Origin of the sequence: Anaeromonas gelatinilytica, assembly GCF_016820635.1 — a bacterium.
Taxonomy (GTDB): Bacteria; Bacillota; Clostridia; order Tissierellales; family SIT17; genus Anaeromonas; species Anaeromonas gelatinilytica.
This window is the reverse complement of sequence record NZ_WSFU01000022.1, coordinates 1-13606: the sequence shown is the minus strand read 5'-3', so window position 1 is coordinate 13606 and position 13606 is coordinate 1. Positions and strand designations below refer to the sequence as shown.

Here is a 13606-nt window from a genome sequence, read left to right as displayed (position 1 = left end):
GAATGAATAAAAACCTACATTCTTAAATGAGCAAAAGTTTACATTTTTATATTGACGTTTATAAGCGGGGATTGATATGATAAATGTCCCCTTCTTAAAACGTTTGATTGCCGCCCACTTATTATTGGTTGAGGTGCTTTCTGCCTCTCCTTGAGCCAGGGAGCTTAAGATGGTCAAGAACAGCTCACTGTTCTCAGATAGAGTGTTGATATTCTCTTTTTCAAAAAATAGCGCAATGCCAAGCAGTTTCAGCTTTCGGATTGCCTTAATGCTGTCAACGGTATTTCTTGCAAACCGGGTAATTGATTTTGTGATGATCATATCAATTTTTCCTGCTTCGCAGTCTCTCATCATCCGCAAGAAATCACCTCGCCTTTGTAGCTTCGTTCCGCTTCGTGCTTCGTCCGCTGATCATTCCTTCATAATAAGCTGTCTGTGCCGTAAATGAATTATGCTGTTCTCTGCAATCTGTGCTGACACAGCAGTAGGCGCAGACACGTTTCTTTGGCTGGAACTGCATCATTACCTGGGGTTTTACAGGATTTATTTTGGTTATTTTTTTTACTTTTTCCTGCTTGCCTGCCATGGCTTTTTCCTCCTTTCTAACAGGATTTCCTCCTCCTGTTAGAAACATACATTACCACACAAGTTTCAGAATAGTTACTGTTATTACACATATACTTTTGCAAGATGGGGAAGAAAAGTTTGGCGATTCAACTTATCGATTTCTTCATATTCCTCCTGGGTAATCAGACCGTTACGAAGCAGGATTCCTAAGAGCTTTAATGTAATTTTATACTTAACTTCATTAGCTTTTTGTTCCTTTGACATGAATTTCGCCTCCTTATTTCTAATGGTTTTTATTCTCTTTATAACTGCATCATTGTGGCTGTATTACTTCCGTCATGGTCAGCCCTACGCTGACCGCCAATGCCCTGTCCACCGAAAGCATCCGCAACCTGCTTACGTTTCCTATGTATTCCAAAAGTCGGATACGGTCAATGGTGCGTATCTGCTCCAACAGTACCACCGAGTTTTTCTGGAGAGCCTCTATGCACCCAATTTCTACATGAGTGGGCAGCCCCTTTTTAGACTGGCCGGTTATGGCAGCGGCAATGACTGTAGGGCTATAACGGTTTCCAATATTATTCTGCAAAATAAGTACAGGGCGGACACCACCCTGTTCACAGTCTACTACAGGGCTTAAATCAGCATAGAAAATATCTCCGCGTCTTATAGTTCTTTTATGTTTCTGCAAAATACGCACCTCCTTCTTGTCTGCTTAATGGCACAAATATAGGGACCACTCATTTCACCTTGATAGCAAAGTTGCCGAGTGATCCCCATCGCTTCTGACATTAAGTCTTTTTTAGAAAAACTGTGCTTAATTCGACACTACTCCCCAAGCACACAGAGCTGCGACAATGTCGTAGCTCATAGGGCGATGATTCAAACTGCGGCTGGCTTCACCGCATCATAGGAATTCCACCTCCACCGGGATCTCCGCTGGCTGCCCTCATTGCGTGATCCCCAAGTCTTGGGGGCTGTGACTGGACAGAAGTATCAATATAGGCTGACGGGGTTATTGCGAGACAGACTGCCCAGCCTGTTTTCTGGTCGGATGGGTACCGCTTTGCACCTTATTTGGCCGTCTTTGATAGTCCGGCAAATGAGAAAGAATGAACAGAAATAAAATTATCAGGTGCTTTCATTTTCTCATCGCCATTCTACAGGTGGTCTTGGCGCATCCTCCAGGGTCGCTTTCCCTTTTAAGGTCCGTCAGCTAACGTATTCAAATCATCGGATATGAAGTTTTCAAAGTACCAGGAGGGGAAATAAAAAACCCCCTCACTACTAATCCGGTTTCGTGAGGGGGTTGGACCAAATTATTTTTTAATTTTCCATAAGTTTTTTCAATCGAGCCAGTATCCGTTTCTTCCTATTATGGATTGTCATGCGGAGTATACCGGTTTCCGCCGTCAGTTGATGCTCACTTTTATTCAGAAAAAACAAAGTAAAAATCAGCTCCTGTTCTTCCTTGGCAAGCTGAGCAAGGCACTGATGAAGCTTTTCGGCAATTAGCTTGTCCGTAACGACATCCTCCACTCGAGGGGATGTTAGATCAGAAATTGCATCTTCTCCATTGGTTTCATCTGTATCCAGGGCATTATAGTGAAACACACCATGTTTTGCATCCTTTTCCTCCAGATGAAGTTCCCGGCGTTTCATTCGGTAATAAGTTAGATATACTTCTTCGGTGACAGGGACGAGCTGCCCCCGCACTTTAATTCGGTATTCTTTCTTTTCTACCATATGGCTTGTCCTCCGTTTCTGAATTTTGATAGTAATTCAAAATGTCAGAAGCGGATGGGAGCGGCAGCGTGGTTCGATAGTTAGATTACTGTCAAGGTCTGCTTTTGTATAGAATTGGAATATAAACAGCTTTTTTGTCGAGCAAAAAAAGTCAGTACGTTGCTGATTGCAAAATACTGACTTCTGTAATTTTTCAATATGAAATTGTAAAAGTGAACCATGATATGTACAGGTTGCTACGTCTCTATTTACATCTCGAAAAGGGATAAAATCGTAAAATACTCATAGGATACCTCACTCACCATGGCCCACATAGCGAAAGCCGGTATTACGATATCCAAAATATCCGTCAAAAGCAACAAAAGCCTGAACACTTACATGAAGGGCAGGCTTCGTTTAATTTCAGCAACCAGACTATCATAGTGTCATAAGACACCTTAGACCTTCGGCTTTGCATCCTTGTCTTTAGACAGGTTTGCCCTTGGCATCTATTGTATTTTAAGTAAATGTAGTTTTACATGGAACCTATATCGAAACATGCCTATTTCCCTTGCATTTTTTCCTTTAAGAACTGTATAATAATATTGGTTTTATGTATCGCAAAAGAAAGCCTTAGAAATCACGCAAAAGCACCATCTCTAAGGCTCACTTTATCACTCGAATTCGGCAAGTTTAATGGTATTCTTAAACTTTTTCATTTAGTTTCTATGCTTTTTTATGCTGGCTTTTTACTTCAATTACACATATTATTTTGACTTACTGATTTTTTATTGTTAACATCACTCCGCAAAACAAATATCCTGCAAATTTCAGCTTATATAGTCTCAATAATCAAGGGCTATAGTATTTTTTCACTATGTTTTACTAATGCTAATACTATACAAATGACAATTCCGTATCAAGCCAAATTTCGATAGCATTTCTTATATCAATAATTGAGTCATCCAGGGAAAAACGAAACCCTTGGCAACCTCCATTACAATGGTCGCTTATCCCTCTTTTTATTCCACAGCCATAACCTTTTTCAATCATTTCTTGTATAAATGAAGGGAATTTTTTGATGGTATCAGCGTATTTATGCGTATTTTTCGCTTTGACGTTTATTTGATAACCATTATTAAGTGATACATTAATTCCCCATATTTCTTTACTTTTATAAGAATATTTAACCTTTATCCATAAATCTTTTATTTCCACATTGCATTTAAGCCCTTTATCCAAATAGCGTTGATATAGCTGCAATATAAAATCTTGCACATTGACGGACAAAGGTTTCATAGTATCTTTTAATATAGAAATAACATCATCGGTTTCATTATTTTTCAATACTCGGTAATCACATCGCAATAAAATATCGGAGAAGCGGCAATAGCTGATCCCATTGAATTTATTAACCTCGAACTTGTTAACATTCGTGCCAAATTCTATCTCGGCTATTGCCATTACCTTTAATCCCGTCAACATGGCAGGATTATCAGGATACGAAATTTTTATTCTTTCAGCTTTTGATAAATCCGGTTTTTTTTCGTTCAAGTCTATACCATCAATCAATATGCCGCAATCAGCCAAGAATCCCAAGCATTCAATGCTTTTTGAAACGGGGATTTTCGTGTTAAATATATTGTTTCCGACGGTAAGGGACCCGGCGCTTTCTGTTAGTACACCATGAAAACCTATATTCAATAATAAGCATTTCACATTGTGCAGGAATGGAAAATATACCGAAATAGTAACACGGTCATCAAATACGTGAGCATTCTTTTTATGATTGTCATACAAATCACCTTCAGCAATCAAAACATCGTAAAGCTGATACAAAAAGTTTCTGAATGCAAGAACTCCTTCCCGAATATCTTCCTCGTTTGAAATATTTTCAAACATTGGATTAATTGCATATGTTTCAGGTATTTCTGGTGTAATCACATTTTTTAAGTACTTTGCCATATCTTGAATGTCTTTCGCATTTATTTCACTTCTTTCTTCGTAAAGTCAACTTTATACTGCCATTCACCGTATTTTTTGTCGTTATCAGTTATCGTTCCTTCCGTAAGGGTGATACGCAGAACGATTGAGTCAGGGTTGTCTTCGTCGCCATGTGCATCGAACCATGTGAAGATTTTTTTCATCTTCGCTCTTATTTCCGCGTTCTTCTCGTCCTTTACCCAACCGAGATTTTCAGCCGTTCCTTGAGCAGCAAACAAGTCTAACCCACAAATGGAAATCTCGTTGTTTTTCCCAATTTCCAGCATTTTATTTTTATTCGCATCTGTAGAAACATAGAACACGCCGTCTTCATAATAAGCGTCAACCATGCGGACAGCAGGGCGGGGATTGCCAGCGTCGTTCGGGGACAATGCAATAGTTGCAAGAGCAATAAGGTTGTCCTTTCCGTTTCCGCAGTATTCTTCCATCAGCTTCATCGCGTTTTCATACTTGTTCATGATAATTCCTCCATTTATTTTTATTTCCCTATGGGTTCTGCCATACTTTACATTTCACAATTACCTAAATAATACATGAGAAATTCTTTGTATTTTTATATTCCTTCTTTTAGCTTGATTGGAAAATATCTTTGCATTTGTTTATAGCCAAGTCCCTTTTCTATGTCTTTATAGGCAATATCTCTTCCATCTTCATATAAATAAGGTATATTGAACATAACATTGCGGTCTTTGTCAAGCTCAAAATTTGTGCTTTCAATCCATCGCTGAACTTTATTTTCCACTTTTTGTATGTTCTCGTTATCTTCGTCAATACTGACAGCCATAGCGTATAAGCCTCCCTGAAAATCGAACAATTTAAAAGGACTTACATCCGTATTGGTAACACCTTCTTTAACGGCACATATCCATTCAGCTTTGTCATTTTTAAATAGCAAAAAATCAAAACAGTCAAAAATCACATTTTTGTACAAATGTACATACTGCCACAATTGATACATGTATCCACCGCTTTTGAACATATCCTCCCATGATTGTTCGCCCACTGTCACCGCTCTAAATCTCGGTATCCTAACGACCATTATATCAGAGATTTTTTTATCTAATTTTTCCGTTATTTCAATCAGGCGGTTTATGTTGGAGGGTTTGCCTATATAGTCAATGCTTATCAGTTGTGTCTCAATCTCCTTAGCCTTATTATACAGCTGTTTTATATCGGAGTTGTCTGAAAAGTTCACTTGTTCAATTTCCCGTATAAAATCCAGCACGATTTCTTTCAACTCATGCAAAAGCGCAAACTCGTTGTCTATGCTTTGTACTTTTTTCCCCAGCACTTCTAAGACTACATCGGAACTGGAAGTGCTAAAAACACGTTGAATGTCTTTTATACTGATATTCAGCTTGCGTAAAATAAGTATTTGTTCAAGCCGCCTAATAGCGTTCTCATGTACATTCTATATGCATAGTCATCACTTCGGGTGCTGTACAGCAATCCCATATCCTCATAATAACGCAGTGTACGAGCTGTAATGTCATATTTGCTTGACACATCTTTGATTTTGATTAGGTTACTCATTTGTTTTGACCTCTTTTCTAAATAATTTGGTATAAACTAGTATAAAGTGTTACCCAAAGGAAGAGTCAAGAGGGTAATACTATTCTCTGTAAAAATATAAATATTCTTCGCCAGTCATCCTTGGCCAAATAACTCCCATGATAGCAATAAAGCTTATAAAGTCCAATCAAACTTAATTTTTAATTTCTTGATAAACCGACCGTGTTTTTTCAGAATTTTTATAGTTAATAAAGATAATTTCTTCATTCGTGGTGATTTGTATATAAGGACCTTTTCCCGAATGTAAAAATAGCCTTGCCCGTTCAATTTCATCCATTCTAAAGGTACCCTTCTTAAAACCGAACATGGATAGCGCATTAATTTTGTTTCTTACAGTGGGTATCTCTTCCTTTAATGTTACTTCTTCTATCGAGTCGGTTGGAATGGTAACACCATACATGCCGCCTATTTCTAAGGCATTATTCTCAAGCGTAATTTCACTTTCCCTGGTACCTAAAAAGAAAGCCACTGCCAATCCCAGCACAACTAAAACAGAAATAATTGTCTTGACTTTAGATAAATTATTTTTACCGTTAAAGCTTTTTCCCATTGAGCATCTCTCCTTTTTCTCATTTTTTACAACAAAAGATTTTATTCTGCTTTTATAGCAACCTACTATTACGGGGCTATATCAATGAATTTTTCTACATACATTTCATAAATGACATAACGTGTTATGATATAAAATACAAACAGTAACCCACATAAAATTAATATGATGCTGCTGACCTGCCATCCCCCCAAGAGCTTTACTAATCCATAGCCCAAGAAACCTACAATCGCTCTGATTAAAAGAGATAGTAAAATATTCAGATTATTTTTAACTGCCGCTGTAGGATTCGTCCAATTTAAAAATGGCCTTTCGATATTAATAATCATGTCGATGCTTGAAAAAAACAGCGTTGCTGCAATGCAAAAGGCCATTGCAATTAAAATAGAAGTTAAATCCATCGGTATAACGAATAATACCAATATACCCAAAATTAAAGATCCCATCAGCTTTATCACTAAGGTAGAATAGATTCGATACCTAATATTGTCTTTGGCGCTGACGGGTAGCACCTTGGTTTCCCAAAATGCCTTTCCCTCCCTTGTAATGACAGTGGCCGACAGACTTCCTAAAATAGCCGGGGTTGTGATCACCGCCGTATAAATAAAGAGTCGATAGGAGGCCAGGGCCTCAGATTTGGAAATATCCATTCCAACCTCGCCGGTAAACAGTACAATGACAAACATTAATATGGGTACAAATATGGTCAGCACCGTATTTAAGAAAAATATAGGATTGCCCAGGATAATATTGATATGCCTTCTTACCATTTGGAATCCCTTACTTTTACTTTTATAATACAGCTTTCCTCTGACAGCAGGAGCCCCCTCCTGATTGAATTTCATCAATGCCCGATTATACAACGTCTTGGCAAGGCCTCTTAAAATCCATAGCAACACGAAATTGAAGGCGATAAACAACAGCCCATGAAGCATTGATCCCTCTATCATTTTAGTTAGCCAAATACTTGGAGGAAAACGACGGCCAATGACCATTAACAGGCCATCCTGCTGAAGCAGCAAATTGTTAAGCTCCTCAGGCCTCATTTGTATATTGCTAGATATCATCTGTATGAAAATAATGGCCCCGATCAAAATTAAATTTCCCACCACAACCATTAAATTTCTTCGCTTTCCGCTGCCTATTACAGACATAAAGGGCAGCAGAACAATTGTAGCAATGATCATGGGTACTAAGGGAGAAATCAACAGGGCTAAGATTCCCACTAGCAAGCTTACAACCTTAAGGCCTCCTATGGTTCCGTACAATACAATGGAGTTACCTAAAAAAAAGCAGGAAATAACCAAAAGATAAATATAAATCGATGCCAGCTTAGAAAAAACGATGGTATCCTCCCTAATGGGCAGGGTTGCAATGAGTCTTAAATCCTTAGCATAAAAGAATATCGAAATAATAAGGGGGATACTGGAAAAAACAATTAAAATGGTGTTGGCTATGTACATGTAAGTAATCGTCAGCTCTGGAAAACCCACCATTAAAAAGGTATGATACAGCTCTAAAACCAATTGGGCGGCTGGTAGAACCAAAAGAACCGGTACAAACATAACCAATATACCCAAGTACTTGTTTTTTACATTTAACTTTTGCGTATATTTACTAAAAAAATCTAAAACCTGTATTTTAGTCAACGATATAAATTTATTCATCCTTCGTCATCTCCAGAAAAATTTCTTCTAAGGTAGCACTGCTACTCTTTTTAATATTTTCCAGTGTATCACAAGCAATGGGCCTGCCCCGATGTATAATTACCACCCGATGGCAAAGATTTTCAACTACTTCAAGCACATGGGATGAGAAAAACACCGTTCCGCCCCTTTCACAGTGTTCCCGCATAATGTCCTTTAATATTTTAGCTGAATGGGGATCTAGCCCTACCATGGGCTCGTCAAGAATGAATAGGTTGGGATTAGGCAATAGAGCCCCTGATATTAACAGTTTTTGTTTCATACCATGGGAATAGGAATTAATGGTCTGACCCAGGGCATCATAGATATGGAAGGCCCTTGTATATTTTTCGATTTGCTCTTTTCTTTGCTTAAGGTCTACCTCATACATATCGGCGATAAAGTTTAAATAATCAATTCCCTTTATGGCATCAAAAATAGTAGGATGGTCCGGAACAAAGGTAAAGTTCTTTTTTGCCTCAACGGACTCCCTGGCTATATCTTTACCGTTTATTTCAATTGTTCCCTCCGTTGGTGCAATCATTCCAGTAATCATTCTAATGGTTGTGGTTTTGCCCGCCCCGTTTGGCCCAATAAAGCCAATGATTTCTCCTTTTTGTATTTCTAAATCCAAGTTATCTACGGCTTTTTTGTTATTAGTGTAGATTTTTGATACATTTTTAACAACCAACATAGTTTACACCTCCTCAAAACATTAAATTTATTCATTTTTAAATAACTTCAGATCTTCTTATTTCCTCAACTAAAGGAGCAATTGCTCTACGTTCAGTAAAATCTATTTTTTGGCCATATGTGCTAAGCATTTCAGCTTCTTCACCAGTTAATTCCTCTTTCTTCCTCTTTCGAAGCTTCTTAACCAATAGACACATCATCATGCGATGGAGCAGGCTCATTTTAGGATAATTCAACCCTCCGCGAAAATGATAAAGTTGAATTTTCTGTCGCATTTCCGGTGTAAATGCTTGATAGATGTTTTTGCGAATTGTGGCAATATTTTTTCCGTCTGCTACATCTGCAGCACCAACTGTAAAAAGGTATAATTCCTTATTGCATAGTCTAGAGAAATTTTTGGTTATCAGAGAAATACCATTCATTCCTCCTGCGTATAAGCCGCCACCAAAAATAATTATTTGGTAGCTATCTAATAGGTTGGGATTTACTTTGATTTGATTGGTTTCCATTATATCTGCCTGTAAATCTTGAGCAATCCATTGAGCATATTTTTTAGTAAACCCATACTTTGATGCATAAATTACTGCAATTCTTTTCATATCACTATTCTCCTCAAACTAATAATTATGTGAATATTCTTCGGATTCAGCATACTGTATAATTAGTAACGATCTGAAGTACAGGTCACATAAATACCGCTCTTTTGTCCTCCAGTCTTTTTCTAAAGCCATACCAGTATAAGGACTCCATCTAGTAAAATAACGATGGGAGTGTCTTTTCGCAAATATACCATTATTGTTGTGTAACATTTCTATCAGCACATCCAATTGTCGCTTTAACTCCGAAACGCTCTCCACTAAACCTATTCTGGACAAAAGCTCCATTCTGTGAAACCACATCATCCAGTCTTTTGGCTCAAATACTTCAAAATCTACTTTAAAATGATGCATTGCAAAAGAAGCTGGTGCAATCACTTGAGATTTATATAAGGCATTGATAGACGGTATAGGGGACAAATCTATCATTTGTTGAATTGCAGTTTGTATAAGTAAGTTATTTGTTTCGGTACGCCATGAATAAGTGTATGCTAGTAACCGTAAATGATAAATACTTGGCCACTTTACCTCTTCTTGAAATACCAGTTTTCCTTTATATTCTCGAGTTATACGATTAAAAGAAACCACTGTTGCCGCTTCCTGAAAAACTTCCAAAGCTAATTCAATTTGTTCTTTTACAAAATCTTTCTCTTCCATACCTGCATAAGCAAAAACAACGGCACGAATGAGCTGTGAACCACCAAGATGAAGAGCATCCAAAATCTTTCCGACATTCTCCATACATCCTTGATCAAATGTCTTCTTTCTTTCCTCAAATTGTTTGAGCATCTTTGCTACAATCGGATGATTTCCACTAAGACCCTTCTCAGTAAAGACTCGTAAAGCTGTTTCTGCTCCTTCTTCACTATGAAAATCCTTGTTAATCCATCCATCACATTGAATTAAGTCCAGATACTTTTTAACAAGTTGATCCTCCATAATCTTTTTCTCTAGCTCCTGTTTCTCACATTGTTCTAAATCACCAAGAATTTCTCTCTTAGTACGAAAGATGATGGAAGGACAAGCATGATTTAAAAGATATTGAATATAACGTTCCATATACCCCCCTTCCTTTCTATGTAATCTTAGAAATAAACTATTTACTAATCAAATGAATAAGCTTCTTCCATCTGCTCGATGCTAGAATATAAAAGTTCAAGTAAACGATTTAGCTCTGATATGTTATTATCTGTAAAGCTTGAAAATAATTGATTTAGAAAAGAGATTTCTCGTTCATTTCTATTTACAAAATACTTTTTACACTGTGAAGTTAATACGATTCTTTTAACACGTCTATCAGTGCTGTCTTTTAGTATCCTAACAAACTTCCTTTTTTCTAAGTTTTGTGCCATCTGCATTACATTCTGATGGGATACACCGGCAATACTAGCAATCTCTTTAACTGACAATTGATCTGATTCAAACTTATGAATAAGTGCAATCAACAACCATTGCTTCACCGTTAAACTTTCATCAAGTTTATCCCCTAATGTTTGTAATCGATTGGCTATAATAAATAGGGATGCAAATATATTTCCCTTATGTTCAATCACGATCATCATTCCCTTCATTCTCAAAGTAAAGTTCTATATTTATATTCTTAGCATGGGAAGTTGCAATTTTAAATGTATACTCTCCTTTTTCAAAAATATGATTTGAATGTTCCTCTAGTTCTTCCTCAGCTTTTATATCGTAAGCAAAAATTTCATTTTGTTCCATGTCATTAAGTATAAATTCTGCAGTTCCCGACTCGATCGAAGCTTTAATTAATAATTCATCAGTGTCTGTCACATTAATTTCTCTTTCAATTGTTCCCTTTAAAGATTCTATAGAAATCATATAATTATTTTCACTATTATCGATAGTTGATATGAAAAATTTACTAACTTGATAACCTTGTCTATCACAACCAGCTAATATTAATACAAAAAATAATAAAAAAATAATTTTTTTCATCTTATCCCTCCAACAAAAAATAGCCATATAGAAAAACTTCCTATGCTAGAACAAAGGTAATATATTACCTTCATTTTAGCATGAGATTCCTTAAATGTCAATATAGTGCTTTTATTACGATTGATTTTACTTTAATAACTAAAATCAGGAATCTACAGTAATTTCAACTCCTGATTTAAACTCAACAGTCAGTTTTTCATCAAAGACCGTTACTTTCTCGATGAGCTACCTTATCAGCTGTTCATTATACTCGTCGGATTCGCAGGACTGATCATTTAGAAAATCTGCAATCTCAGCGATTCTTTGACTTTTTTCCTTTCGTTCTGCGTTCTATGCCAGTGCATTCTGTTTCAATTCCCTCAATCGATATATTTCCTCAACCACTTCATCATAATCTGCCTTTGAATTTGCTATCCTTAGATGTGAATGCTGCAACTCTTCCAGTTTCTTATCTATATTTGCTGTTTCCTCATCACTCATCAGTACTGTCGTTTATTACAGATATAATATTGTTCATTAGCATAGAGACGAAAAGTCGTCTTTCTCGCTGATTATAAGGTTAATCGCCGTAAGGATTTTAGTCTTTAATACATCCTCAAAACTAGCTGTGAAGAAGTATGATTGCTGCTATAGTTTCTTCTTTTTCCATTTTTGTTTATATGAATACATTTTTTCTTTACCATTTCTTCTTGAACCAACATGAAAATATCCCGTAGTATGATTGGCTCATAACTGTTCTCAACATAGTGCTGAGGTACAAGACCTTTATTGATAATTCTTTGTAGAGTAAAACGGAGGATTTGAGAAAATCTCTCTTCCTCCATCTCCTCATCAAACCGTACGTGAGGTTCTCCCTCATACGGCTCTCCTTAGTTCTTCTTCTTTCAGCATTACGGCTATTTATCTAATTGCAAGACGTTTTAAGCCCATACCATTTATCATTTTGGCTATCTCGTAATACCCTCTTCGTTTATAGGTTTGTCTTTTCCCATTGAACCACATAATAAATCGCATAATGATGTATTTATCAATCTGAATTAGCTTGTCATACCTGGAAATGCCATAGTAATTTTGCCATCCAATAATTTTGCGATTTATTCCTTTTATCATATCTTTTAGATTAAACTTATAGGTGCTACGTCTAAGAAAATTTCTTACTGTTTCTTGTATTCTTTTCTTAGCCTTGTCACTCAACCACTGTACAAGTTGATAGTACTCATAACCTCTATTATTCTTATGTTTAATCATTCTGTTGTGAAATCCTAGAAAGTCAAATCCATCTTTACCCTCCCAAAGGGATACGGTCTTGGTCTTTTCTTCACTGAACGTTAGCTCTAATCTCCTCATGATCTCTTCTATTGCCCTTCGGGCATGTTTAACGGATTTGTAGTTCTTGCAAACAATTACAAAATCGTCGGCAAACCTTACAAGTTTGCCTAAATGAGAAAAATGTTTCTCCCATAATGTATCCATATAGTTTAGATAAATATTTGATAGTAGTGGAGATATTACTCCACCTTGTGGACTTCCTATTTCGTTTGCTTCTATTATTCCGTCCTTCATTATTCCTGCCTTAAGCCATTTGTTAATAAGCTTAAGCATTCTTCTATCACTGATTCGTCTCTCTATTAATTTCATCAATTTCTCGTGGTTAATGTTATCAAAACAGCCTTTGATGTCTGCATCCAGCACCCATATTCCTTTATTATTACAAGCTTTTCTTATTGTTTCTAATGCCATATGTTGATTTCTTTTTGGTCTGAATCCATATGAGCATTCTTTAAAATTTGCTTCAAATATAGGTTCTATAACTATCTTTGTTGATGCTTGTATTATTCTATCTTTCACAGTTGGAACACCAAGGGGACGCATCTTGCCATTTGATTTTGGTATTTCTACTCGTAGTACTGGCTTTGATCTATAACTTTTAATCTTAAGTTCTTCTTGTATTTCTTTTAGTATATTGTCTATTCCTATTTCTTCTATTTCCTTTATCGTTACTTCGTCTATGCCAGCACTACCTTTATTGACTTTTACGTTCTTCCATGCTTTTTCAAGTATATCCATTCGATATATCTTGTCATATAAGGCATGAAATCTTCTTGTCTTACTTGCCTTGGCTGTTAAGTATAGTTTTATTTGAAGTTCTCGAACTTTATCTTTGGTGTTGTTAGTCCTTACGACATTCACTCGCTCTTACCTCCTAGTACAATATATTTGTAACATAAAAGTTACATAGTATTACTTTCTATAAGTTA

The 13606-nt window shown here is 36.5% G+C and carries 17 protein-coding genes and 1 riboswitch; all 17 genes read right to left on the bottom strand.

The features are described 5' to 3' along the window. Positions 1-354: recombinase family protein (locus GOQ29_RS15140; protein WP_425475063.1), on the bottom strand; the 354-nt coding region annotated here is incomplete at its 3' end. Positions 355-364: 10 nt separating this feature from the next. Next, positions 365-586 carry a hypothetical protein gene (locus GOQ29_RS15135; RefSeq protein ID WP_425475062.1) on the bottom strand — a complete coding sequence of 74 codons (222 nt, stop codon included), beginning with the start codon at positions 584-586 and terminating at the stop codon, positions 365-367. Positions 587-669: 83 nt separating this feature from the next. Continuing rightward, the gene (locus tag GOQ29_RS02020) at positions 670-831 is read right to left on the bottom strand and encodes an SHOCT domain-containing protein (RefSeq protein WP_203370927.1); all 162 of its coding nucleotides are present in this window, start codon (positions 829-831) and stop codon (positions 670-672) included. Positions 832-880: 49 nt separating this feature from the next. Further along, on the bottom strand, positions 881-1258 hold the full coding sequence (locus tag GOQ29_RS02015) for a type II toxin-antitoxin system PemK/MazF family toxin (protein ID WP_203370925.1): 378 nt from the start codon (positions 1256-1258) through the stop codon (positions 881-883). A 635-nt stretch (positions 1259-1893) separates the two neighbouring features. Next, positions 1894-2313, bottom strand: a complete 420-nt coding sequence (locus tag GOQ29_RS02010) for a sigma-70 family RNA polymerase sigma factor (RefSeq protein WP_203370923.1) — start codon at positions 2311-2313, stop codon at positions 1894-1896. Between the two features lie 401 nt (positions 2314-2714). Then, a riboswitch (cyclic di-GMP riboswitch) is annotated at positions 2715-2803 on the bottom strand. Positions 2804-3189: 386 nt separating this feature from the next. Further along, complete coding sequence (locus tag GOQ29_RS02005) at positions 3190-4257, bottom strand: hypothetical protein (RefSeq protein ID WP_203370921.1); 1068 nt, start codon at positions 4255-4257, stop codon at positions 3190-3192. A gap of 20 nt (positions 4258-4277) precedes the next feature. Further along, positions 4278-4754, bottom strand: a complete 477-nt coding sequence (locus GOQ29_RS02000; protein ID WP_203370919.1) for a pyridoxamine 5'-phosphate oxidase family protein — start codon at positions 4752-4754, stop codon at positions 4278-4280. 95 nt (positions 4755-4849) lie between these two features. Next, entirely contained in the window at positions 4850-5587 is a 738-nt protein-coding gene (locus GOQ29_RS01995) for a MerR family transcriptional regulator (RefSeq protein WP_252187487.1), read from the bottom strand. 62 nt (positions 5588-5649) lie between these two features. After that, on the bottom strand, positions 5650-5829 hold the full coding sequence (locus tag GOQ29_RS14540; RefSeq protein WP_252187486.1) for a helix-turn-helix domain-containing protein: 180 nt from the start codon (positions 5827-5829) through the stop codon (positions 5650-5652). Between the two features lie 172 nt (positions 5830-6001). After that, positions 6002-6418 (bottom strand): PH domain-containing protein, encoded by a 417-nt coding sequence (locus GOQ29_RS01990; RefSeq protein ID WP_203370917.1) that lies wholly within the window; start codon positions 6416-6418, stop codon positions 6002-6004. 68 nt (positions 6419-6486) lie between these two features. Further along, on the bottom strand, positions 6487-8085 hold the full coding sequence (locus GOQ29_RS01985) for a hypothetical protein (RefSeq protein WP_203370915.1): 1599 nt from the start codon (positions 8083-8085) through the stop codon (positions 6487-6489). Continuing rightward, positions 8078-8797, bottom strand: coding sequence for an ABC transporter ATP-binding protein (locus tag GOQ29_RS01980; protein WP_203370913.1), 720 nt, complete (start codon positions 8795-8797; stop codon positions 8078-8080). The genes GOQ29_RS01985 and GOQ29_RS01980 overlap by 8 nt, the downstream gene beginning before the upstream one ends. Before the next feature lie 37 nt (positions 8798-8834). Continuing rightward, on the bottom strand, positions 8835-9395 hold the full coding sequence (locus GOQ29_RS01975; RefSeq protein WP_203370911.1) for a flavodoxin domain-containing protein: 561 nt from the start codon (positions 9393-9395) through the stop codon (positions 8835-8837). An 18-nt stretch (positions 9396-9413) separates the two neighbouring features. After that, on the bottom strand, positions 9414-10451 hold the full coding sequence (locus GOQ29_RS01970; protein ID WP_203370909.1) for a hypothetical protein: 1038 nt from the start codon (positions 10449-10451) through the stop codon (positions 9414-9416). A gap of 44 nt (positions 10452-10495) precedes the next feature. After that, positions 10496-10951: a MarR family winged helix-turn-helix transcriptional regulator gene (locus GOQ29_RS01965; protein WP_203370907.1), complete on the bottom strand. Its 456-nt coding sequence runs from the start codon at positions 10949-10951 to the stop codon at positions 10496-10498. Continuing rightward, positions 10938-11348, bottom strand: coding sequence for a membrane lipoprotein lipid attachment site-containing protein (locus GOQ29_RS01960; RefSeq protein ID WP_203370905.1), 411 nt, complete (start codon positions 11346-11348; stop codon positions 10938-10940). Before GOQ29_RS01960 ends, GOQ29_RS01965 begins: the two co-directional genes overlap by 14 nt. Positions 11349-12248: 900 nt before the next feature. Continuing rightward, on the bottom strand, positions 12249-13538 hold the full coding sequence (gene ltrA, locus GOQ29_RS01955; RefSeq protein WP_203370903.1) for a group II intron reverse transcriptase/maturase: 1290 nt from the start codon (positions 13536-13538) through the stop codon (positions 12249-12251). Positions 13539-13606: the final 68 nt, after the last annotated feature.